Source organism: Kitasatospora sp. NPDC057198 (genome assembly GCF_042670125.1).
Taxonomy (GTDB): domain Bacteria; phylum Actinomycetota; class Actinomycetes; order Streptomycetales; family Streptomycetaceae; genus Kitasatospora.
In genome coordinates this window covers 1-21,969 of the sequence record NZ_JBHUWH010000023.1, presented here as the reverse complement: position 1 = coordinate 21,969, position 21,969 = coordinate 1, and the positions used below count along the sequence as shown (strand labels likewise).

Here is a 21,969-nt window from a genome sequence, read left to right as displayed (position 1 = left end):
GGCCCGGCCCGCGCGCCCGTTCGGCGCAGTGCGGGCGGTAGGGCGGGGGCGGCCAGGGTAGGCATGCGGGTATGACCTCAGCCGCCGCACGCCCCGAGACGGCCGGTACGCCGACGGCCAGTTACCGGCTCCAGCTGCAGCCGGAGTTCACCCTGCGCGATGCCCGCCGGGCGGTGCCGTACCTGGCGGCGCTCGGCGTGTCGCACCTGCACCTGTCGCCGCTGCTGGAGGCGGTGGCGGGGTCGACGCACGGGTACGACACGCTGGACCACAGCCGGATCAGCGAGCAGCTGGGCGGTGAGGGGGCGCTGCGCGAGCTGGCCGCGGAGGCGGCGGCGCACGGGTTGGCGCTGATCGCGGACGTGGTGCCGAACCACATGGCGCTGCCGGTGCCGGAGCGGTTGAACGGGCCGCTGTGGCAGGTGCTGAAGAACGGTCCGGACGACCCGTTCGCCACCTGGTTCGACATCGACTGGCAGGCCCAGCCGGGGCCGGTGGACGCGCCGGAGCGGGGCCGGCTGCTGCTGCCGCTGCTGGGCGACCGGCTGGGCGCGGTGCTGGAGCAGCTGGTGGTGGACGGGGAGGTGCTGCGCTACCACGAGCACGAGTTCCCGCTGCGGCCCGGCACCGAGGGCCTGCCGCTGGCGGAGCTGCTGGAGCGGCAGTGGTACCGGCTGTGCTGGTGGCAGCTGGCGGACGAGCAGGTCAACTACCGGCGGTTCTTCACCGTGAACGACCTGATCGCCGTCCGGGTGGAGGTCCCGGAGGTGTTCGAGGCGACGCACGGGGTGCTGCTGCGGCTGCACCGGGAGGGCGTGCTGGCGGGCTTCCGGATCGACCACCCGGACGGGCTGGCGGATCCGCGCGGCTACCTGCGGCGGCTGGCGGAGGCGACCGGCGGGGCGTACACGGTGGTGGAGAAGATCCTGACGGGGGACGAGGCGCTGCCCGCGGACTGGCCGTGCGCGGGGACGACGGGGTACGACGCGCTGCGCCGGATCGACGGGGTGCTGACCGACCGGCGGGGTGCGGAGAAGCTGTTCGCGGCCTACCGGCGGGACGCGGGCGACGCGGCCGGTCCGGCGGAGGCGGGCCGGGCGGGGCGGGCGGAGATGGTCGCGCCGGGCGGGGCGCTCTCGGCGGAGACCGGGCGGCTGGTGCGCCTGGTGGGGCGGATCTGCGCGGAGGGCCCGGAGCTGGCGGACCACTCGCCGCTGGCGGTGCGCCGGGCGCTGGAGGACCTGCTGACCGGGTACCCGGTGTACCGGCCGTACGTGGTGCCGGGCGAGCCGGCCCCGCTGGAGGCCCGGCAGGCGCTGGCGGCCCCGGCGGGCGCCTCGGACACCGAGCTGCTGGTGCGGGCGCTGGCGCTGGGTTCGCTGGGGCGGTCGGCGGCGAAGGACGAGTTCTGCCGGCGGTTCGGGCAGACCGCGTCGGCGGTGGCGGCCAAGGGCGTGGAGGACACCGCGTTCTACCGGTTCAACGCGCTGCTGTCGCTGAACGAGGTGGGCGGCCTGCCGGAGCGTCCGGGGGTGCCGGTGGCGGAGTTCCACCGCTGGTGCGCCGAGCAGGAGCGGCTGTGGCCGGGGGCGATGACGGCGCTGTCCACGCACGACACCAAGCGCAGCGCGGACGCCCGGGCCCGGCTGGCGGTGCTGGCGGAGCTGCCGGAGGTGTGGGCGGCGGAGTGCGCGGCGTGGACGCTGGCGGCGGGGCCGTGCGCGGACCGCTCGACGGCCTGGCTGCTGTGGCAGACGCTGCTGGCGGCGTGGCCGCTGCCGCAGGAGCGGCTGCTGGGGGTGGTGCTGAAGTCGGTGCGGGAGGCGAAGCGGCGCACCTCGTGGAAGGAGCCGGACGCCGGGTTCGAGGGCTGGCTGACGCGGTACGTGCGGGGGGCGCTGGCCAATCCGGGGCTGTGTCCGCGGATCGCCGGGTTCGCCGGGCTGGTCGCGCCGTTCGCCCGGGTGAACTCGCTGTCGGCGGCGCTGCTGCACCTGCTGGCGCCGGGCGTGCCGGACGTGTTCCAGGGCGGTGAGGAGCCGCTGTACACGCTGGTCGACCCGGACAACCGGGCGCCGGTGGACCTGGGCGCGCTGGCGGTGCGGCTGACCGACTCGCCGGAGCCGCGCCCCGGCGACCTGGCCCGGGAGAAGCTGCACCTGACCACCACGGCGCTGCACCTGCGCCGCGCGGGCGCCCTGGGCTCGTACCGGCCGCTGGCGGCGGACGGGCCGGCCGCGGAGCACCTGGTGGCGTTCGGGCGGGGCGAGCGGGTGCTGTGCGCGGCGACCCGGCTGCCGTACGGGCTGCACCGGGCGGGCGGCTGGCGCGAGACGGTGCTGGAGCTGCCGCCGGGCCGCTGGACGGACCTGCTGACGGAGCGCCACTTCACCGGCGGACCGGTCGAACTGTCCTATCTGTTCCGGCAGTTGCCGGTGGCGTTGCTCTCGGAGGGGTCGTGATGCGGTACCAGGTGTGGGCGCCGGACGCCAAGGTGGTCGAGGTCGAGGTCGGGGCGATCCCGTACCTGCTGGAGCGCGATCCGGGGCGGCCGGGCTGGTGGTGCGGCGAGGCGCCGGAGGGCGACTACGGGTTCCGGCTGAACGGGGGCCGGGCGCTGCCGGACCCGCGCTCGGCGTGGCAGCCGTTCGGCCCGGACGGGCTGAGCCGGCCCGTGGACCACGCGGCGTTCGCCTGGTCCGAGACGGCCTGGCGGGGGCGCCCGCTGCCGGGGGCGGTGGTGTACGAGCTGCACGTCGGGACGTTCACCGCGGAGGGGACGTTCGACGCGGCCGCCGGGAGGCTCGACCACCTGGTCGAACTGGGCGTGGACTTCGTCGAGTTGATGCCGGTGTGCGCCTTCCCGGGCCGCTCCGGCTGGGGCTACGACGGGGTCGACCTGTGGGCGGTGCACGAGCCGTACGGCGGCCCGGACGGGCTGAAGCGCTTCGTGGACGCGGCGCACCGGCGCGGGGTGGGCGTGGTGCTGGACGTGGTGCACAACCACCTCGGCCCGTCCGGCAACTACCTTCCGCAGTACGGCCCGTACTTCACCGACCGGCACCGGACGCCGTGGGGCTCGGCGGTCAACCTGGACGCGCCGGGCTCGGACGAGGTGCGGGCGTTCCTGATCGGCAGCGCGCTGGCCTGGCTGCGCGACTACCGGATCGACGGGCTGCGGCTAGACGCGGTGCACGCCCTGGTGGACACCCGGGCCCGCCACTTCCTGGAGGAACTCGCCTACGAGGTACGGAAGTTGGCGCAGGCCACCGGGCGGCCGCTGTTCCTGGTCGGCGAGTCCGACCTGAACGACCCGCGCACCACCGCCGCCCGGGAGGCGGGCGGGCAGGGCCTGGACGCGCAGTGGAGCGACGACTTCCACCACGCGCTGCACTGCCTGCTGACCGGCGAGTCCCAGGGCTACTACGCGGACTTCGCCGCCGACCCGTACGCGGCGCTCGCCAAGACGCTCACCAGGGGCTTCTTCCACGACGGGAACCGGTCCTCGTTCCGGGGCCGCTCGCACGGCCGCCCGTTCCCGCCGGAGCACGGGCACCGGCTGCTGGGCTACGCGCAGACCCACGACCAGGTCGGCAACCGGGCCACCGGCGACCGGCTCTCCGCGTCGCTGCCGCCGGGGCGGCTGGCGGCGGCCGCCGCCCTGGTGCTGACCTCGCCGTTCACGCCGATGCTGTTCATGGGCGAGGAGTGGGGCGCGGGCACCCCCTGGCAGTACTTCACCGACCACACCGACCCGCAGTTGGCCGAGGCCGTCCGGCAGGGGCGGCGGCGGGAGTTCGCCGAACACGGCTGGCGGGCCGAGGACGTGCCGGACCCGCAGAGCCCGGACACCGTCACCGCCTCCACCCTGGACTGGTCCGAGCCGGAGCGCCCCCCGCACGCCGAACTTCTCGCCTGGTACCGGGAGTTGATCCGGCTGAGGCGCGCCGCCCCGGAGCTGGCGGACGGCGACCTGGCGGCCGTGCGGGTGCGCCACGACGCGGCGGCCGGCTGGCTGGCGGTGCACCGCGGCCGCTACCGGGTGCTGGTGCGGCTCGGCGGCGAGCAGCCGCTGCCCGTCCCGCTGGAGGGTGAACTCGCCGCGCTGGAAGCCTCGTTCGGCGAGGTGGCGGCCGGGCCGAACGGCGCGGTGCTGCTCGGCCCGGACGCGGTGGCGGTCGTCCGCACCGCCTGAGCCGCTACCAGAGGTACTCGGCGATCCGGGCGCGCAGGCCGGCGGCGTCCAGGCCGTAGGCGGCCAGGTGCTCGGGGATCGAGCCGTAGTGCCGGTGCTCGGCCACCGGCACGCCCAACGACAGGACGCGATGCGGCAGTTCGGCCAGCGCGCGGTGCGCCGCGCGCTCCGAGGTACCCGCCAGACAGGGCTCGACCAGCACCACGTCGGCCCGCTCGCCCACCGCCGCGCGCAGGCCCGCGGCGTCGAAGGGGCGGACGGTGGCGGCGTACAGCACCGTCACGTCCAGCGTTCCGACGGCCTCCAGCACCGCGTCCAGCATCGGGCCGACCGCCAGCACCGTGCCCGCCGTCCGGGACCCCTGCCGGACGGTCAGGAACCTGCCGGGGGCGACGGGCCGCGGCTCGGCGTTGCGGTGCTCGGACAGCCGGACGTACTGCAGGGTGTCGTCGGCGGCCACCGCGTGGCGCAGCAGCAGGTCGGCCTCGGCGGGATGGCCGGGGACGTGCACGTGCCAGCCGGGGAGGGTGTCGAGCAGCGCGACGTCGCCCGGGGACATGTGGGTGCGGCCCTCGTCCGACCGGTCGTAGGAGCCGCCCGCGCTCACCAGGACCGCGCCGACGCCCTGGTGGCACAGGTCCAACTTCAGCTGCTCGAAGGGCCGTTCGATCAGGAAGCCGGCGAAGGTGTGCACGACCGGCCGCAGCCCGGTCAGCGCCAGGCCGCCCGCCACGCCGATCATCAGCTGCTCCCGGATGCCGACGTTCACCACCCGGTCGGGGTGGGCGCGGGCCGCCCCGGCGAACTGCGCCACCCCGATGTCGGCGAGCACCAGCGCGGTGCGCGGCTCCCGGTCCAGCAACTCGGTGACGGTCGCGCCGAACTGCTCGCGCATGGTGGCCCCGTGGACGCTCTGCATGGTCTCTCCTGCCCCGCGCTCAGCGGTACTTGGGTTCGGTACGGGCCACCACCGCGTACGGGCGGCCCGGGTGCGGGGCGGTGAACGCCCGGTACAGCTGCTCGTGGTCGCGGCCGTCCACGGTGGCCGTCGCCCAGCCCTCGCCGGCGAAGCGGGCCGCGATGCCGCCGCTCCAGCCGTGCGTGGCCGAGGAGTTGTCGATCACCAGGACGTGCAGCCGCTCCAGGCCGACCGCCCCGGCGAAGGCCACCGCCTCGTGGTTGGAGCCCTCGTCGAACTCGGCGTCCCCGATCAGCACCCACACCGCCGGGCGCTCCAGCCCCTGCGCCCGCAGGCCCAGGGCCGTCCCCACCGCCAGCGGCAGGCCGTGCCCCAGCGAACCGGAGCCGATCTCCGCGCCCGGCACCAGCAGCCGGTCCGGGTGGAGGCCCAGCGGCGAGTCGTAGCCGCCGAAGCCGGGCAACAGCTCCACCGGGAAGAAGCCCTTCGCGGCCAGCACCGCGTAGTACGCCATCGGGCCGTGGCCCTTGGACAGCAGGAACCGGTCGCGGTCCGGCGCGTCGACGTTGCCCGGGTGCACGTTCAGCACCCGGTCGTACAGCACCCACAGCGCCTCCCGGGTGGAGTGCGCGGCCGGGGAGTGCTTCTCGTCGCCGGTCATCAGGGAGATCAGGTGCCGCAGGTCGGTGTACCCACCGCCGAGGGTGCGGGCCGCTTCGCTCGTCATGGGGACCAGCCTCCGACCTCAAGCGCGCTTGAGGTCAAGCGGACGCCCCCGTATCGTGCCCGGACATGGCACCCTCCCGGCACGACGCCCTCACCATCGGCCAGCTCGCCGAACGCAGCGGCCTGGCCGCCTCCGCGCTGCGCTACTACGAGAGCCTCGGGCTGATCCACTCCACCCGCACCTCCGGGAACCAGCGCCGCTACCCGCGCTCCGCGCTGCGCCGGATCGCCTTCGTCCGGGCCGCCCAGCAGATCGGACTCAGCCTCGACGAGGCCCGCGCCGCCCTCGCCCGGCTCCCCGAGGACCGCGCCCCCAGCACCCGCCAGTGGGACGACGTGGCCGCCGCCTGGCAGCACCGCATCGACCGGCAGATCGCCGAACTCCAGCTGATGAAGGCCCGGTTGACGGACTGCATCGGCTGCGGCTGCCTCTCCCTGACCCGCTGCGGCCTCTACAACGCCGGCGACCTGGCCGGAGCCGCCGGGCCCGGCGCCCGCTACCTGCTCCCCCGCGACCCGGACACCGGCCCCGGACCCTGCTCCGGGCCCGGCCCCGGGGCGGACGCGGCGGACTGATCCACTTCCTTTCCCGGCCCGCCCCCGCACCGCCCGGCGGGCGGTCTATGCTGCCCCCGAAAGCGCGTTCCACCGACGGGGAGCCGGACATGACCGACCATCAGGAAATCTCGCTCGACTGGATGTCCGGCGACCAGAGCACGCCGCCGTCCGCCGAACTGCGCCCCGAGGTACCGCACCCGGCCCGGATGTACGACTACTACCTCGGCGGCAAGGACAACTTCCCCGCCGACCGGGCCGCCGCCGAGCAGGTCCTCTCGCTCAGCCCGCTGGTGCGGATCAGCGCCCAGGCCAACCGGGCCTTCCTGCAGCGGGCCGTGCGCACCCTCGCCGAACAGGGCGTGCGCCAGTTCCTCGACATCGGCACCGGCATACCCTCGGCCGGGAACACCCACGAGATCGCCCAGGCCGTCGACCCCGCCGCCAAGGTCGCCTACCTCGACAACGACCCGATCGTCCTGGTGCACGGCCGGGCCCTGCTCGCCGGCGCCCGCCCCGGCACCGTCAGCGTCCTGCAGGCCGACCTGCGCGACCCCAAGGCGATCCTCGCCGACCCGGCCGTCCGCGACCTGCTCGACCTCGAACAGCCGGTCGCCCTCCAGCTGTTCGCGATCCTGCACTTCATCGACGACGCCGACGACCCGTACACGATCGTCCGCACCCTGGTCGACGCCCTGCCCTCCGGCAGCTACCTCGCCCTCTCCCACGCCACCGGCGACTTCGTCCCCCCGCAGGACGCGGCCAAGGGCCCCGCCGTCTACAGGTCGGCCACCGCGCAGCTCAGCATGCGCAGCCGCGAGCAGGTACTGCGCTTCTTCGACGGCCTCGACCTGCTCGACCCCGGCCTGGTCACCGCCCCGCTCTGGCGCCCCGACCAGGCCCCGCAGGACACCGACCACGAGGTCGCCATCTGGGCCGGCGTCGCCCGCAAGCCCTGACGGGCAAAGAGCCCCGTCAGGGGCTCGGGGAACGGCGAGTCCGTGCTGCGCAGTGGCCCCGACAGGGGCTCGGGGAACGGCGAGTCCGTGCTGCTGACGGCCGGAGCCCATCGGGGTGTCCGTGCTGCTGCGTGTCTGTGACGGAACCCGAAGCCGATGCGCGCCACGGCAGTGCACCGTCAGCAGACCCGGGCTCGCCGTTCCCCGAGCCCCTGAATGCGCGCACCCGCCGTTCTCCCCGAGCCCCTGTGTGCACGTAGCGAGAGGCCGTTCTCCTCGCGCAGCCGGCGCAGTTCGGCTCCGCGGGGGGCGGGCGCGGAGTGGGGGGCGGGCGCGGGAAGTTTGCGCGCCGGATCCGTGCGGGGACGAATCACCTGGGAGGACTTCGCCGATCATCACGGGGGATCTCTTTGACCGCACCGACCCCGCCCGACGGAACACCGCCGCAACCGGCCGTGCTGCCCGTGCCCGCGGCCCCGCCCCGCCGGATCGACCTCCAGGGCTGGAGCGCCGTGGTGACCGCCCTGGTGGGCGTCGCCACCCTGGGGGCCGGGTTCGCGGGCGGCTACCTCACCCAGTCGCGGGGCGCCGCCGACAACCGGCCGCAGCCGACCGTGACCGTCACCGCCCCCGGGCCCACCGTCACGGTGGCCGTGCCGGGGGCCGCCGGGCCGGCCGTCGACTCCCTGCCCGGCGGGGTGCCGAGCGGCCCGACGGCGAGCACCGACCGGGTGCTGCTGGCCTCGCCGGACGCCGGGCGCGGCGGGTCGCGGACGGTGCTCACCGGGCAGGGGTTCCCGCCCGGCGCGGTGGTCCGGGTCTCCTTCGTGGTCATGGGCGAGGCCGGTGTCGAGTACGCGCACCGGGACCTGCGGGACACCGAGTCCGACACCGCCGGCGCCTTCTCGGTCGAGGTGGTCATCCCGTCCGACCTGGGCGGCTACGCGGAGAAGAACGCCTACCTGCGCGCCCGGGCCGGGACGGAGAGCATGCCCAGCGAGACGGTGTTCGACCTGCTGCCCTGACCGGCCTGGCCGGCCGTCAGGCCCGGCGGCGCTCCAGCTCCTGCCACAGCTCCTCGACGCGGGCGGCCAGCTGCTCCAGGTCTCCGCTGTTGTCGAGGACCAGGTCGGCGACCGCCAGGCGCTCCTCGCGGCTCGCCTGGGCGGCCATCCGGGAGCGGGCCTCGTCCTCGGCCATGCCGCGCTGCCCGACCAGGCGGCGCAGCCGCTCCTCGTCCGGGACGTCGATCACCACGACCAGGTCGTAGAGCGGGGCGAGGCCGTTCTCGGCGAGCAGCGGGACGTCGTGCACCACGATCGCGTCCGGGCCCGCGGCGGCCTCCAGTTCGGCGGAGCGGGCCCGCACCAGCGGGTGGACGACGGCGTTCAGCTTCGCCAGCCGGGCCGGGTCGGCGAAGACGATCCGGCCGAGCGCGGGGCGGTCCAGTGTGCCGTCCGGGAGCAGCACGCCGGGCCCGAACTCGGCGACCACGGCGGCCAGTCCGGGCGTCCCGGGGGCGACCACCTCGCGGGCGATCACGTCCGAGTCGACGATCACCGCGCCGCGCGCGGCCAGCCGGCGGGAGACCTCGCTCTTGCCCGCGCCGATCCCGCCGGTCAGTCCGATCCTCAGCATGCCGCCAGGTTACCGGGGCGGCCGGCGGGGGCCGTGCCGGGCCCCGGGCGGCCGGGCGGGGCCGGGGTCAGGCCAGATCGAGGGACTCCCCCGCGGTCAGCGTCCGGTACTCCACGCCGCCGGTGCCCGGCCCCTGCGGGCCGAGCAGCCGCCCGTGGATGGCCTGTCCGGCCTCGCTGAGCGTCGCCTCGTGGATCGCCACCGCCTGCCGGGGCCGGGCGTCGCGCAGGTAGTCGACCAGCTCGCCGGCCCGCAGCCAGGGCGCGCCGAGCGGCAGCAGCAGGGTGTCCACGGTGTCCGGCGGCACGGTCAGCGCGTCGCCCGGGTGGAAGGCCCGGCCGCCCAGCAGGAAGCCGATGTTCGGGATCCGCGGGATGTCGGCGTGGATCTCCGCGTGCCACTCGCCGTGCACCGTCACCGGCAGCCCGTCCAGGTCGAACGCGTCCCCGTCGCCGACCACCGTCACCTTCGCGCCGATGCCGTCCAACTGCCGGGCCACCGAGGAGTTGGTGTACACCCGCAGACCCGGGTTGGCCTCGACGGCGGCCCGGACCTGCCCCTCGGTGAAGTGGTCGGCGTGCTCGTGGGTGATCAGCAGGGCGCTCACGCCCGCCACCACCTCCGGGCCGCTGAACATGCCGGGGTCGATCAGCACCGCCCCCTCGGCGTGCTCGATCCGGACGCAGGCGTGGCCGTACTTCGTCAGTCGCATGCGGCCCAGCGTACGACCGCGGCTACGGGGCGCCCACCAGGCCGCGCGGCTTCACCAGCCGGGGCGCGGGCAGCACCACCGGGCGCAGCGGCGGCAGCTCGACGTGCTCGTGCAGGCCGATGATCCGGTGCAGGCGGCGCAGCGGGGCGGGGGCCCACCAGTTGAGCCGGCCGAACAGCGTCATGGTGGCGGGCACCAGCAGGGTGCGCACCAGGGTGGCGTCCACCGCGACGGCGACGGCCAGCGCGATGCCCATCTGCTTGACCATGAGCATCTGCCCGGCGGCGAACCCGGCGAACACGATCACCATCAGCAGCCCGGCCGAGGTGATGATCCGACCGCTGCGCTGCAGGCCCAGCTCCACCGACCTCGCGCAGTCGTACCCCTGGTCGTGCAGCTCCTTGATCCGCGAGAGCAGGAACACCTCGTAGTCCATCGACAGCCCGAACGCGAAGGCGAACACCAGCACCGGGATGACCGTCTCCAGGCCGCCGGTCGGCGTGAACCCGAGCAGCGAACTGAAGTACCCGTGCTGGAACACCAGGGTCAGCGCGCCCAGCGACGCCCCCAGCGACAGCACGTTCATCAGCAGCGCCTTCACCGGCAGCACCACCGAGCCGGTCATCATGAACAGCAGCACCAGCGTCCCGGCCGCGACCAGGCCCAGCGCCCACGGCCCGCGCGAGCCGATCTCGTGCTGGAAGTCCACCAGCGAGGCCGCGTCGCCCGTCACGTACGTGTCCAGCCCGCCGCGCTCCGCCCGCAGCTCGCCGACCACCTCCTTGGCCTCCGCGCCCTGCGGGTCGCCGTTCACCAGCACGTCCACGGTCTGCACGCGGTCCGAGACCGGCGTCACCGCCCGGACGCCCGCCACGCCCGGCAGCTTCGAGACCACCTGGTCCGCGTAGTCCCGCGCCTGCTGCTGCGAACCCTCGACGACCACCTGTACCGCGGCCGGGGCCTGGCCGGGGAAGCGCGCCTCCACCGTCTCGGCGACCTGCCGGGACGCGAAGCTCTTCGGCAGCACGTCCGCCCCCGAGTTGCGGAAGTGCGAGCCCAGGAACGGCGCGCCCGCCGCCAGCAGCAGCGCCACGCAGGCCAGCATCACCGGCACCGCCCGGCGCTGCACCCGGCGCACCGTCCGGGAGAAGAAGCCCTCGTCCGGGACGGGCGCGGTCGGCGCCTTGACCTTCGACCCCATGAAGCCCAGCAGCGCCGGGACCAGCGTCAGCGCCGCCGCCACCGCGATCACCACCACGCTCACGCCCGCCACCGCGACCGCCCGGAACACCGGGCTGGTGAACACGAACAGCCCGCTCAGCGCGACCGCCACCGTCAGCCCCGAGAACGCCACCGTCCGGCCGGCCGTGGCCGCCGTCCGCTCCACCGCCTGCGCGATGTCCGCGCCGTGGCCGCGCTCCTCCCGGAACCGGTTCACCATCAGCAGCGCGTAGTCGATCGACAGGCCCAGGCCCAGCACGGTCGCGATCGGCAGGACGGAGGTGTCGATGTCCATCAGCTTGCTGAACCCGAACATCGCCAGCAGCGCCCCGCCCACCGAGGCGATCGCCCCGATCCCCGGCAGGCCCGCCGCGGCCAGCCCGCCGAACACCAGCACCATCACGATCAGCGTCAACGGCAGCGTGACGATCTCACCGAAACGGGTGTCCTTGGCGGTCTGGTCCTTGACCTCCTGCTGCAGCACCAGATCACCGCCGACCACGGTGTGCGCACCGTCCGCGTCGATCCGCTCCAGCCGGTCGGTGACCGCCGAGAGCTGCTTCGCCGTCGAACCGTCCGCCATCCGCACGCTCACCAGCGACGCCTTGCCGTCCTCCGCGGTCAGCTGCCCGCCCGTCGAGTACGTGTCCGCCACCGAGACCACGCCCGGCAGCTCCGCCACCTCCGCGCTCGCCCGCTGGACGGCCGCCCTGACCCCGTCACCGCTCACCGACGGGCCGTCCACGACCGCCGTCACCGTGCCCTGCACCGGATCCGCCGCCTGCACGACCGCCGTCCCCGCCGCCGACTCCGAGCCCCCGCTGCCGGTGGCCGCCACCGAACCCTCGAACACCCGCCCGCCGAACACCACCCCCACCGCGAGCACCAGCGCCCAGAACGCCAACACCCAACGCCGGTGCCGGAAACACACTCGCCCCAGAGCGGCCAACCGGCCGGGAACCTGGGAAACCTGGACCTCTGCTGCGGTGGAGCGGGAGCTGCGCATGCGGGGAGCCTTTCGGACAAGTCCCCTCAATGTATGTGCGACTTCGCTTTCGTCCTATAGGCGGACGATGAGCCTCATCTCACAATCCCCTTCACATAAACGCCACTTAAGCCCCCCGTCCCGCCCACCCACCCGTGCGCGCTCAGCACGGGTGAACGAGGGAAGGGCGCTGCGCGCGGCCGAGCGAAGGACGGCGGGAAGGCCCACGCCCGGTAAGCGCGCGCAGGGGGAGCCCTGCCGGGCGGCAGCGCGGGAGGCCCACGAGCGCCGGTCGGGGTACGTGCAGGGCCGGCAGCGGGCCGTGGTCGCGCGCAGCGGACCGCGTCGCGAAGCCGGCGCGCGTCCCCACCCAGCGACACGCGCACGGGTGGGCGGGTGGGGCAGCGCAAAGCAGCGACCCCCCGCCCAGGGAAATCCTGGAACGGGGGGTCGCTGCTCAGTCAGCTAGGCAGCCGCCGAAGCGCAGCGCTTCAGCTCTGGCCGCCGGCCAGCTTCTCGCGGAGCGCGGCCAGGGCCTCGTCCGAGGCGAGCGCGCCGGAGGTCTCGTCGCTGCTGGAGGAGTACGAGCCGCCACCGGAGACCGGGGCCTCCTCGCCGGCCTCGGCGGCGGCAGCCGCGTCGGCCTCGCGGGACTTGATGACCTGGGCCTGGTGCTGCTCGAAGCGGGCCTGGGCCTCGGCGTACTGCCGCTCCCACTCCTCGCGCTGCTTCTCGAAGCCGGGCAGCCAGTCGTTCGCCTCGGGGTCGAAGCCCTCCGGGTAGATGTAGTTGCCCTGGTCGTCGTAGGACGCGGCCATGCCGTACAGGGTCGGGTCGAACTCGACCGACGCCGGGTCGGCACCGAGGGACTCGTTGGCCTGCTTCAGCGAGAGGCTGATGCGGCGGCGCTCGAGGTCGATGTCGATGACCTTGACGAAGATCTCGTCGCCGACCTGGACGACCTGCTCCGGGATCTCGACGTGGCGCTCGGCCAGCTCGGAGATGTGGACCAGGCCCTCGATGCCCTCGTCCACGCGGACGAACGCACCGAACGGAACCAGCTTGGTGACCTTACCCGGCACGACCTGGGAGATCTGGTGCGTGCGGGCGAACTGCTGCCACGGGTCCTCCTGGGTCGCCTTCAGCGACAGGGAGACGCGCTCGCGGTCCATGTCCACGTCGAGGACCTCGACGGTGACCTCCTGGCCGACCTCGACAACCTCGTTCGGGTGGTCGATGTGCTTCCAGGACAGCTCGGAGACGTGCACCAGACCGTCGACGCCGCCGAGGTCGACGAACGCACCGAAGTTGACGATCGAGGAGACGACGCCGGAGCGCACCTGGCCCTTCTGCAGGGTGGTGAGGAAGGTCTGGCGGACCTCGCTCTGGGTCTGCTCCAGCCAGGCGCGGCGGGACAGGACCACGTTGTTGCGGTTCTTGTCCAGCTCGATGATCTTCGCCTCGAGCTCCTTGCCCACGTAGGGCTGGAGGTCGCGAACGCGGCGCATCTCGACCAGCGAGGCCGGGAGGAAGCCGCGGAGGCCGATGTCGAGGATGAGACCACCCTTGACGACCTCGATGACGGTACCGGTGACGATGCCGTCCTCTTCCTTGATCTTCTCGATCGTGCCCCAGGCGCGCTCGTACTGCGCACGCTTCTTGGACAGGATGAGACGACCCTCCTTGTCCTCCTTCTGGAGAACCAGGGCCTCGATGTTGTCGCCGACGGAGACAACCTCGTGGGGGTCGACGTCGTGCTTGATCGAGAGCTCGCGGGACGGGATGACACCCTCGGTCTTGTAACCGATGTCGAGGAGCACCTCGTCACGGTCGACCTTCACGATGACGCCCTCAACGATGTCGCCGTCGTTGAAGTACTTGATGGTCTCGTCGATCGCCGCGAGGAACGCGTCCGCGTCGCCGATGTCGTTGACCGCAACCTGCGGGGTGGTGCTGACAGAGGTGTCGGTGGGGCTCGTCATTAGGAAAAGGGCTCCGGTACGGACATGAAGTCGTAGTAATGCCACGCGGAGGGCCCTGATCGCTCCCACCGAAAGCCGTACAGGCCAGAAAACGGCCCACCGGAAGGACTCCCGCAAACGACAGGGTCCCGGTGTCCGTCTGACGACCGTGGGGTCTTCGACAGATGCGAGCGCGACCTGCTCCGTCCGAGGCGCGCAGGCCCGCAGCGCAACTTGTAGCATACGGGGACACCCAGGCACGGTCAACGTCGAAGCCGACGAGACGGTGGAGGCCGGGACGGATCAGGCCATATCCTCCGATGGCGCGCCTCTCGGCGGCCGGAGCACCGGCCCTACCCCGGATGCCACCGCCCGACCCGGTCCCCGTACGGGACCGGCTCCGCAGCAGCAGCGCTTCCGCAAGCCCATAGCCTACTTGACGTCCCGCCCCGGCTCGCGCCAGGGGCCCGCCCGACCCGGCCCAGCGCGGCCCCGTGACACCCCAGGTGACGAATTCGATGACCCACTCCACCCCCGCACCCGACGACTACGACCCCGCCGGGTACGACGTCCCCTCCGCCCCCCAGCCGGTGGACGGGGAGGAGGACGGCGACGAGGCGCTGCGGCGGGACGCCGGGGAGCAGGAGTCGAGCCGGGCCAGCCGGCACTGGTGGGACCGCAACGCGGACGACTACCAGGACGAGCACGGCGAGTTCCTCGGCGACGACCGGTTCACCTGGTGCCCGGAGGGCGTGGACGAGGCCGAGGCCCGGCTGCTCGGCGACCCGGCCGCGCTGAAGGGCGCCGACGTGCTGGAGATCGGCTCCGGCGCCGCGCAGTGCTCGCGCTGGCTGGCCGCCCGGGGCGCCCGCCCGGTCGCCCTGGACATCTCCTACCGGCAGCTCCAGCACTCCCGCCGGATCGACCTGGGCCGCGGCCTGGAGCCGGTCGCCGTGGTGCAGGCCGACGCGGCGGCGCTGCCGTTCGCCGACGGCTCCTTCGACCACGCCTGCTCGGCGTACGGCGCGGTGCCGTTCAGCGCCGACACCGGGCGGCTGATGCGCGAGGTGCACCGGGTGCTGCGGCCCGGCGGGCGCTGGGTGTTCTCGGTGACCCACCCGATCCGCTGGGCGTTCCCCGACGAGCCCGGCGTGGAGGGCCTGACCGCCACCTCCTCGTACTTCGACCGCACCCCGTACGTCGAGCAGGACGAGCAGGGCGTCGCCACCTACGTCGAGCACCACCGCACCCTCGGCGACCGGGTGCGCGAGCTGGTCGCGGCCGGGTTCGCGCTGGTCGACCTGGTCGAGCCGGAGTGGCCGGAGGGGCTGGAGCAGGAGTGGGGCGGCTGGAGCCCGCTGCGCGGCGAGCACATCCCCGGCACGGCGATCTTCGTCGCCGTCCGGAACGGCTGACCGCGGTGCGGCCCGGGGGGCTCGACCTGCCCGTCGGCGCGGTGCTCCCCGAACTGGCCGCCGCGCTGGACGGGAGCGGCACGGCGGTGCTGTCCGCACCACCCGGCACCGGCAAGACCACCCTGGTGCCGCTCGCCCTGGCCGGGCTGCTCGGCGGCCCGCCCCGGCGGGTGCTGGTCGCCGAACCGCGCCGGCTCGCGGTGCGGGCGGCGGCCCGCCGGATGGCCTGGCTGCTGGAGGAGCCGGTCGGCGCCCCGGTCGGGTTCACCGTCCGCGGCGAACGCCGGGCCGGGCCCGGCACCCGGGTCGAGGTGGTCACCACCGGCGTCCTGCTGCAGCGCCTCCAGCGCGACCCCGAACTGCCGGGCGTGGACGCGGTGGTGCTCGACGAGTGCCACGAACGGCACCTGGACGCCGACACCGCGCTGGCCTTCCTGCTGGACGTCCGGGCCGCGCTGCGCCCCGAACTGCGCCTGCTACTGGCCTCGGCGACCGCCGACACCGACGCCTGGGCCGAACTGCTCGGCGGCGCGCCGGTGGTGGCCGCCGAGGGCGTCTCGCACCCGGTCGAAACGGTCTGGGCGCCGCCGCCCGCCGCCGTCCGCCCCGCGCACGGCACCAAGGTCGACCCGGCGCTGCTGGCGCACGTCGCGGCGACGGTCCGCCGGGCGCTGGCCGAACGGGCGGGGGACGTGCTGTGCTTCCTGCCCGGCGTGGGCGAGATCGCCCGGGTGGCCGGGCAGTTGGCCGGCCTGGACGGCGTCGAGGTGCTGCAGCTGCACGGGCGGGCGCCGCAGGCCGTGCAGGACGCGGCGCTGACCGCCGGGCAGCGGCGGCGGGTGGTGCTGGCCACCTCGGTCGCCGAGTCCTCGCTGACCGTGCCCGGCGTGCGGGTGGTGGTCGACTCCGGGCTGACCAGGGAGCCGCGCACCGACCACGCCCGCGGCCTGTCCGCCCTGGTCACCGTCCGCACCTCGCTGGCCGCCGCCCGGCAGCGCGCCGGACGCGCCGGACGCGAGGCCCCCGGCACCGTCTACCGCTGCTGGGCCGAGGCCGAGGACGCCCGCGCCGCCCGCTTCCCCACCCCCGAGATCGCCCTCGCCGACCTCACCCCCTTCGCCCTCCAGGCCGCCTGCTGGGGCGACCCCGACGCCACCGGCCTCACCCTCCCCGACCCGCCGCCCGCCGGCGCGATGGCCGCCGCCCGCGAGGTGCTGCGCGCCCTCGCCGCCGTCGGCCCCGACGGCCGCCCCACCGACCGCGGCCGCGCCATCGCCCGCACCGGCCTGCACCCCCGCCTCGCCCGCGCCCTCCTCGACGGCGCCCCCGCCGTCGGCCCGCGCCGCGCCGCCGAACTCGTCGCCCTGCTCTCCGAAGAGCCCCCGCGCGCCCTCGGCGACGACCTCGCCGAGATCCACCGCACCGTCCGCCGCACCCCCGTCGACCCGTACACCCGCCGCTGGAAGGACGAGACCCGCCGCCTGGAACGCGCCCTGGCGGCCCCGGACCCGGCGGACGGAGCGGACGGCGACGCCCGCGCGGCGGGGCGGCAGGGCGACGGCGGCGAGGCGGCCGCCGCGGCCGGGCTGTCCGATGCCGGCGCGGCCGGGCTGGTGGTCGGGCTGGCGTACCCGGAGCGGGTCGCGCGGGCCCGGGAGGGCGGGGACGGGGCGTACCTGATGGCGTCCGGGACGGCCGCGCAACTGCCGCCCGGCTCGCGGCTGCCGGCCGGCGGCTGGCTGGCCGTCGCGGTCGCCGACCGGCCCGCCGGGGCACCGTCCGCGCGGGTGCTGCGGGCGGTGGCGGTGGACGAGGCGACGGCCCGGCGGGCGGCCGCGCCGCTGCTGGCGGCCCGCGAGGAGGTGCACTGGTCGGTGCGGCAGCGGGAGGTGGCCGCCCGGCGGGTGGAGGCGCTGGGGGCGGTCGAGTTGGCGGCCGTGCCGCTCGCCGCGCCCGACCCGGCGCTGCTGCGGTCCGCGCTGCTGGAGGGCCTGGAGCGGGAGGGCGTCTCCGCGCTGCTGAGCTGGCCGCCGGCCGCGAGCGGGCTGCGCGAGCGCCTCGCCTTCCTGCACCGGGCGGTCGGCGAGCCGTGGCCGGACGTCGCGGACGCCACGCTGCTGGCCGCCGCCGAGCAGTGGCTGGAGCCGGAGCTCTCCCGGGCCCGGCGCCGCGCCGACCTGGAGCGGATCGACACCGCCGCCGCGCTGCAACGCCTGCTGCCCTGGGCGGGCGGCCAGGCCGGGCGGCTGGACGAGCTGGCGCCGGAGCGGATCACCGTGCCCAGCGGCAGCCGGATCCGGATCGACTACGCGTCCGACCCCGAACGCCCGGTCCTGGCCGTCAAGTTGCAGGAGCTGTTCGGCTGGGACGCGGCCCCCGCGCTGGCCGGCGGGCGCGTCCCGCTCACCGTCCACCTGCTCTCCCCCGCCGGCCGCCCGGCCGCCGTCACCGGCGATCTCGCCTCGTTCTGGCGCACCGGCTACCCCGCCGTCCGCGCCGACCTCCGCGGCCGCTACCCCCGCCACCCCTGGCCCGAGGACCCGACCACGGCGGAGCCCACCCGCCGGGCCAACCCGCGCAGGTGACGCCGCGTCACCCGGCACCGCTCCCCTGCGGGGCGGGGGCCGTCAGGTCCAGTCCTCCGCCAGGGCCGCCATGTCGATGTCGTCGATCCACTCGTCCGCGTGCCGCAGCACCTGCCGCCGGACGCCCTCGACCTTGAAGCCGGCCTTCTCGTAGGCGCGTTGGGCCCGGTGGTTGAAGGCGTAGACGGAGAGCGAGACGCGGTTGAGGCCGATGGCGCGGATGGCGTGGTCGGTGAGCAGGCGGACGGCTTCGGTGCCGAGGCCGCGGTCGCGGCCGTCGGGGCCGATGGCGATGCGGAGGTTGCAGGCGCGGTTGGGTTCGTCCCACTCGTTGAGGACGGCCTCGCCGACGCCGCGGCCGGTGGCCCGGTCGACGATGATCAGGTCGAGGCGGTCGGGCTGGTCGTTGCGGGTGGTGTACCAGTCGACGACGCGGCGCTCCATCGCCTCGTCCCACTCGGGTGGTTCGGGGGTGTATGCCTGCGAGGTGTAGCGGAGCACGTCCGGGTCGTTGATCATGACGCGGAGCATGGGGAGGTCCTCCTCCGGCCGGACGGGCCGCAGGAGGACCTTCTCGCCCACCAGGGTGGGCTTGTCGGAGAACGTGAGCATCCGGCCAGTCTCGGAGGACCGGCCGGACGCCCGCAAACGGTTTGCGCCCGCGACGGGCTGTCAGTGCGCCGCGGCCTCCCAGTTCGCGCCGGCGCCGACCGAGACGTCGAGCGGGGCGCGCAGCGGGTACGCGCCGGCCATCTGCTCGCGGACGAGGGCCTCGACCTGCTCGCGCTCGCCGGGGGCGACCTCCAGGACGATCTCGTCGTGCACCTGGAGCAGCATCCGGGTACCGAGGCCCGCCGCGCGCAGGGCCTCGTCGACCCGGAGCATGGCGATCTTGACGATGTCGGCGGCGGAGCCCTGGATGGGGGCGTTGAGGGCCATCCGCTCGGCCATCTCGCGGCGCTGCCGGTTGTCGCTGGTGAGGTCGGGCAGGTAGCGGCGGCGGCCGAGCAGCGTCTCGGTGTAGCCGACGGCGCGGGCCTCCTCGACGACGTCGTTCAGGTAGTCGCGGACGCCGCCGAAGCGCTCGAAGTAGGTGTCCATCAGGCCCTGGGCCTCGGCGGGCTTGATGCCGAGCTGCTGGGAGAGGCCGTACGCGGAGAGGCCGTAGGCGAGGCCGTAGGACATCGCCTTGATCTTGCGGCGCATCTCGGCGTCGACGTCGCCGGGGGCGACGGCGAAGACCTGGGAGGCGACGGTGGTGTGCAGGTCCTCGCCGCTGGTGAACGCCTCGATCAGGGCCTCGTCCTCGGAGAGGTGGGCCATGATGCGCAGTTCGATCTGCGAGTAGTCGGCGGTGAGCAGCGTCTCGTAGCCCTCGCCGACCACGAAGGCGCGGCGGATGGCCCGGCCCTCCTCGGTGCGGACCGGGATGTTCTGCAGGTTCGGGTCCTGGGAGGAGAGGCGGCCGGTGGCGGCGACCATCTGGTTGAAGGTGGTGTGGATCCGGCCCTGCGGCGAGACGGTCTTGAGCAGGCCCTCGACGGTGGTGCGGAGCTTGGCCTGGTCCCGGTGGCGGAGCAGGATCACCGGGAGCTCGTTGGTGGTCTGGGTGGCGAGCCAGGTGAGGGCGTCGGCGTCGGTGGTGTACCCGGTCTTGATCTTCTTGGTCTTGGGCAGGCCGAGGTCGCCGAACAGGACCTCCTGCAGCTGCTTGGGCGAGCCGAGGTTGAACTCGCGGCCGGCGGCGGCGTGCGCCTCCTCGACGCAGCGCTGGATCTCGACCGCGAACTGGGCCTCCAGGCCCTGCAGCCACTCCCGGTCGGCGGCGATGCCGTGGCGCTCCATCCGGGCGAGGAGCTCGGCGATCGGCAGTTCCATGTCGTGGAACAGCTCGACCGCGCCGACCTCGGCGAGCCGGGTGTCGAACAGGGCGGCGAGGTCGTGGACGGCGCGGGCCCGGGTCATCAGGGCCTGGGCGCCGGCCGTCGGGTCGGGCTCGTCGGAGTCGAAGCTGAGCTGGCCGGTCTCGGCCTCGGCGGCGGGGGCGAGCGAGCGGCCGAGGTACTCCTCGGCGAGGACGTCGAGGGTGAAGGCGCGGCGGCCGGGCTTCTCCAGGTAGGCGGCGAGGGCGGTGTCGGCGGTGACGCCGGCGAACTGCCAGCCCTGCTCGGCGAAGGCCCGCATGACCTGCTTGGCGATGTGCAGGGCCTTGGGGCGCTTGGGGTCGGCGAGCCAGGCGGTGAAGGCGCGGTCGTCGTCCTCGGCGAGGTCGGCGGGGTCGAACCAGGCGGCGGCGGTGTCGGTGGCCAGCGCGACCTGGTCGACCTTGCCGGTGCCCAGGGCCCAGCTGTAGTCGGCGGCGAGGGCGGTGCGCCCGGCCTCGCCGGTGTGCTGCTCCAGCCAGGCGGCGAGCGCGCCGGGCCCGGTGAGCAGGTCGCCGTCGACGGCGGGCCCGGCCGGGACCTCGACGGCGGGGGCGGACTCGGCGCCGGCCGGGTCGATGCCGGCCACCCGGTCGCGGAAGTTGGGGTTGCGGAACTCGAGCGCCTCCATCAGCCGGGCGACCTCGTCCTTGTCGAACGGGGCGCGCTCCAACTGGGGGACGCCGAGGGGAAGTTCGACGTCCCGCACGAGTTCGGTGAGGAAGCGGTTGCGCTTGACCGAGTCGAGGTGCTCGCGGAGCTTCTCGCCGATCTTGCCCTTGACCTCGTCGGCGTGCTCGACCAGCGCGGCGAAGGAGCCGTACTGGTTGACCCACTTGGCGGCGGTCTTCTCGCCGACGCCGGGGATGCCGGGCAGGTTGTCGGACGGGTCGCCGCGCAGGGCCGCGAGGTCCGGGTACTGGTCGGGGCGGACGCCGTACTTCTCGGCGACCTTCTCCGGGGTGTAGCGGGTCAGCTCGGAGACGCCCTTGGTGGGGTACAGCACCGTGACGTCCTCGGTGACCAGCTGGAGGGAGTCCCGGTCGCCGGTGACGATCAGCACCTCGAAGCCCTCGGCCGCGGCGGCGGTGGCCAGGGTGGCGATGACGTCGTCGGCCTCGAAGCCCTCGGCGGTGATCCGGGGCACCCGCATGGCGTCGAGGAGTTCGCCGATCAGCGGGACCTGGCTGCGGAACTCGTCCGGCGTGGCGGAGCGGTTGGCCTTGTACTCGGGGAACTCGACGGACCGGAAGGTCTGCCGGGAGAGGTCGAAGGCGACCGCGAGGTGGGTGGGCCGCTCGTCCCGGACGGTGTTGGCCAGCATCGAGGCGAAGCCGTAGACCGCGTTGGTGTGCTGGCCGGTGGCGGTGGAGAAGTTCTCCACCGGCAGGGCGAAGAAGGCCCGGTAGGCCATCGAATGCCCGTCCAGCAGCATCAGCCTGGGCCGTCCGGCCGCACTCTTGCCCGCACCCTGTGTCGCCACGTCACGTCCCGTTCCTGCCGGTTGCTCTGCCTCCCCGATCCTAGGGGGCGCGGCCGACATCTCCGGCGCGGCGCGGAGCACCTCCCTACCGGCGGGTAGACAGTCGTACGATCGACGCGCAACGAAGCGAACCCGGAAGCAGGAGCACCATGACCGACGCGGCGCCCGTACTGAAAGTGCCCCAGGACGTGCTGGACCACTTCGCCAAGCTGGGGGTGAGCGCGGAGACCTTCTCCGGCGGGCACCTGGGCGAGAAGCTGGGCATCACCATCGTCGAGGCGTCCCCGGACCGGGTGGTCGGGACGATGCCGGTGGAGGGCAACCAGCAGCCGTACGGGCTGCTGCACGGCGGGGCGTCGGCGGCGCTGGCCGAGACGCTGGGGTCGGTCGGCGCGATGCTGCACGCCGGGCCGGGCCGCTACGCGGTGGGCGTGGACCTGAACGCGACGCACCACCGCTCGGCGACCTCCGGGCTGGTGACGGGCGTGGCGACGGCGGTGTTCAAGGGCCGCACCGCGGCGACGTACGAGATCGCGGTGACGGACGACACCGGCCGCCGGATCACCTCCTGCCGGCTGACCTGCATGCTGCGCGACCTCTAGACGAGTAGTTCCGAAGTCGGTCAGTGGTCGTAGGCGATCAGGGAGCGGGTGACGGGTCGGCCGGTGGTTCGGTTGTGCCAGATCGCGCACG

Annotated in this window: 16 protein-coding genes; 8 read left to right on the top strand and 8 right to left on the bottom strand. The window is 74.5% G+C overall.

Annotated elements, in window-relative coordinates:
- Positions 1–71 precede the first annotated feature (71 nt).
- Entirely contained in the window at positions 72–2,462 is a 2,391-nt protein-coding gene (gene treY, locus ACFUEL_RS04955; RefSeq protein WP_380234577.1) for a malto-oligosyltrehalose synthase, read from the top strand.
- On the top strand, positions 2,462–4,195 hold the full coding sequence (gene treZ, locus ACFUEL_RS04950) for a malto-oligosyltrehalose trehalohydrolase (RefSeq protein WP_380234576.1): 1,734 nt from the start codon (positions 2,462–2,464) through the stop codon (positions 4,193–4,195). Before treY ends, treZ begins: the two co-directional genes overlap by 1 nt.
- A 4-nt stretch (positions 4,196–4,199) precedes the next feature.
- On the opposite strand, the gene ACFUEL_RS04945 is transcribed toward treZ, so the two are convergent.
- Together ACFUEL_RS04945 and ACFUEL_RS04940 are read right to left on the bottom strand one after the other, a co-directional pair.
- Positions 4,200–5,114, bottom strand: a complete 915-nt coding sequence (locus ACFUEL_RS04945; protein WP_380234575.1) for a transketolase family protein — start codon at positions 5,112–5,114, stop codon at positions 4,200–4,202.
- A gap of 19 nt (positions 5,115–5,133) precedes the next feature.
- Complete coding sequence (locus ACFUEL_RS04940; RefSeq protein ID WP_380234574.1) at positions 5,134–5,841, bottom strand: transketolase; 708 nt, start codon at positions 5,839–5,841, stop codon at positions 5,134–5,136.
- Positions 5,842–5,906: 65 nt separating this feature from the next.
- Here ACFUEL_RS04940 and soxR point away from each other — a divergent pair, with 65 nt between their 5' ends.
- From soxR to ACFUEL_RS04925, 3 genes are all read left to right on the top strand, one after another.
- Positions 5,907–6,416: a redox-sensitive transcriptional activator SoxR gene (soxR, locus tag ACFUEL_RS04935; protein WP_380234573.1), complete on the top strand. Its 510-nt coding sequence runs from the start codon at positions 5,907–5,909 to the stop codon at positions 6,414–6,416.
- 89 nt (positions 6,417–6,505) lie between these two features.
- Positions 6,506–7,354 carry an SAM-dependent methyltransferase gene (locus tag ACFUEL_RS04930; protein ID WP_380234572.1) on the top strand — a complete coding sequence of 283 codons (849 nt, stop codon included), beginning with the start codon at positions 6,506–6,508 and terminating at the stop codon, positions 7,352–7,354.
- Between the two features lie 455 nt (positions 7,355–7,809).
- A complete protein-coding gene (locus ACFUEL_RS04925; RefSeq protein ID WP_380234571.1) occupies positions 7,810–8,379 on the top strand; it encodes a hypothetical protein in 570 nt (189 codons plus the stop codon).
- 16 nt (positions 8,380–8,395) lie between these two features.
- On the opposite strand, the gene coaE is transcribed toward ACFUEL_RS04925, so the two are convergent.
- From coaE to rpsA, 4 genes are all read right to left on the bottom strand, one after another.
- Complete coding sequence (gene coaE / locus ACFUEL_RS04920) at positions 8,396–8,992, bottom strand: dephospho-CoA kinase (protein WP_380234570.1); 597 nt, start codon at positions 8,990–8,992, stop codon at positions 8,396–8,398.
- Positions 8,993–9,059: 67 nt separating this feature from the next.
- Positions 9,060–9,704: an MBL fold metallo-hydrolase gene (locus ACFUEL_RS04915; RefSeq protein ID WP_380234569.1), complete on the bottom strand. Its 645-nt coding sequence runs from the start codon at positions 9,702–9,704 to the stop codon at positions 9,060–9,062.
- Between the two features lie 22 nt (positions 9,705–9,726).
- On the bottom strand, positions 9,727–11,832 hold the full coding sequence (locus tag ACFUEL_RS04910; RefSeq protein WP_380234568.1) for an MMPL family transporter: 2,106 nt from the start codon (positions 11,830–11,832) through the stop codon (positions 9,727–9,729).
- 569 nt (positions 11,833–12,401) lie between these two features.
- Positions 12,402–13,892, bottom strand: coding sequence for a 30S ribosomal protein S1 (rpsA, locus tag ACFUEL_RS04905; protein WP_380234567.1), 1,491 nt, complete (start codon positions 13,890–13,892; stop codon positions 12,402–12,404).
- Positions 13,893–14,389: 497 nt separating this feature from the next.
- Between rpsA and ACFUEL_RS04900 the strand changes: the two genes are divergently transcribed.
- Entirely contained in the window at positions 14,390–15,286 is an 897-nt protein-coding gene (locus ACFUEL_RS04900) for a class I SAM-dependent methyltransferase (RefSeq protein ID WP_380234566.1), read from the top strand.
- A gap of 5 nt (positions 15,287–15,291) precedes the next feature.
- A complete protein-coding gene (hrpB, locus tag ACFUEL_RS04895) occupies positions 15,292–17,871 on the top strand; it encodes an ATP-dependent helicase HrpB (RefSeq protein ID WP_380234565.1) in 2,580 nt (859 codons plus the stop codon).
- 42 nt (positions 17,872–17,913) lie between these two features.
- Here the strand turns inward: hrpB and ACFUEL_RS04890 are convergent, their stop codons facing one another.
- Positions 17,914–18,483: a GNAT family N-acetyltransferase gene (locus ACFUEL_RS04890; RefSeq protein WP_380234564.1), complete on the bottom strand. Its 570-nt coding sequence runs from the start codon at positions 18,481–18,483 to the stop codon at positions 17,914–17,916.
- Between the two features lie 60 nt (positions 18,484–18,543).
- The gene (gene polA / locus ACFUEL_RS04885) at positions 18,544–21,228 is read right to left on the bottom strand and encodes a DNA polymerase I (protein ID WP_380234587.1); all 2,685 of its coding nucleotides are present in this window, start codon (positions 21,226–21,228) and stop codon (positions 18,544–18,546) included.
- 197 nt (positions 21,229–21,425) lie between these two features.
- Between polA and ACFUEL_RS04880 the strand changes: the two genes are divergently transcribed.
- Positions 21,426–21,878: a PaaI family thioesterase gene (locus ACFUEL_RS04880; RefSeq protein WP_380234563.1), complete on the top strand. Its 453-nt coding sequence runs from the start codon at positions 21,426–21,428 to the stop codon at positions 21,876–21,878.
- The last annotated feature ends 91 nt before the right edge of the window (positions 21,879–21,969 follow it).

Bases quoted from the DNA above. Each gene is read 5' to 3' on its own strand.
- treY (WP_380234577.1), top strand. From the start codon at position 72: ATGACCTCAGCCGCCGCACGCCCCGAGACGGCCGGTACGCCGACGGCC.
- treZ (WP_380234576.1), top strand. From the start codon at position 2,462: ATGCGGTACCAGGTGTGGGCGCCGGACGCCAAGGTGGTCGAGGTCGAG.
- ACFUEL_RS04945 (WP_380234575.1), bottom strand. From the start codon at position 5,114: ATGCAGAGCGTCCACGGGGCCACCATGCGCGAGCAGTTCGGCGCGACC.
- ACFUEL_RS04940 (WP_380234574.1), bottom strand. From the start codon at position 5,841: ATGACGAGCGAAGCGGCCCGCACCCTCGGCGGTGGGTACACCGACCTG.
- soxR (WP_380234573.1), top strand. From the start codon at position 5,907: ATGGCACCCTCCCGGCACGACGCCCTCACCATCGGCCAGCTCGCCGAA.
- ACFUEL_RS04930 (WP_380234572.1), top strand. From the start codon at position 6,506: ATGACCGACCATCAGGAAATCTCGCTCGACTGGATGTCCGGCGACCAG.
- coaE (WP_380234570.1), bottom strand. From the start codon at position 8,992: ATGCTGAGGATCGGACTGACCGGCGGGATCGGCGCGGGCAAGAGCGAG.
- ACFUEL_RS04915 (WP_380234569.1), bottom strand. From the start codon at position 9,704: ATGCGACTGACGAAGTACGGCCACGCCTGCGTCCGGATCGAGCACGCC.
- rpsA (WP_380234567.1), bottom strand. From the start codon at position 13,892: ATGACGAGCCCCACCGACACCTCTGTCAGCACCACCCCGCAGGTTGCG.
- ACFUEL_RS04900 (WP_380234566.1), top strand. From the start codon at position 14,390: ATGACCCACTCCACCCCCGCACCCGACGACTACGACCCCGCCGGGTAC.
- ACFUEL_RS04890 (WP_380234564.1), bottom strand. From the start codon at position 18,483: ATGCTCACGTTCTCCGACAAGCCCACCCTGGTGGGCGAGAAGGTCCTC.
- polA (WP_380234587.1), bottom strand. From the start codon at position 21,228: ATGCTGCTGGACGGGCATTCGATGGCCTACCGGGCCTTCTTCGCCCTG.
- ACFUEL_RS04880 (WP_380234563.1), top strand. From the start codon at position 21,426: ATGACCGACGCGGCGCCCGTACTGAAAGTGCCCCAGGACGTGCTGGAC.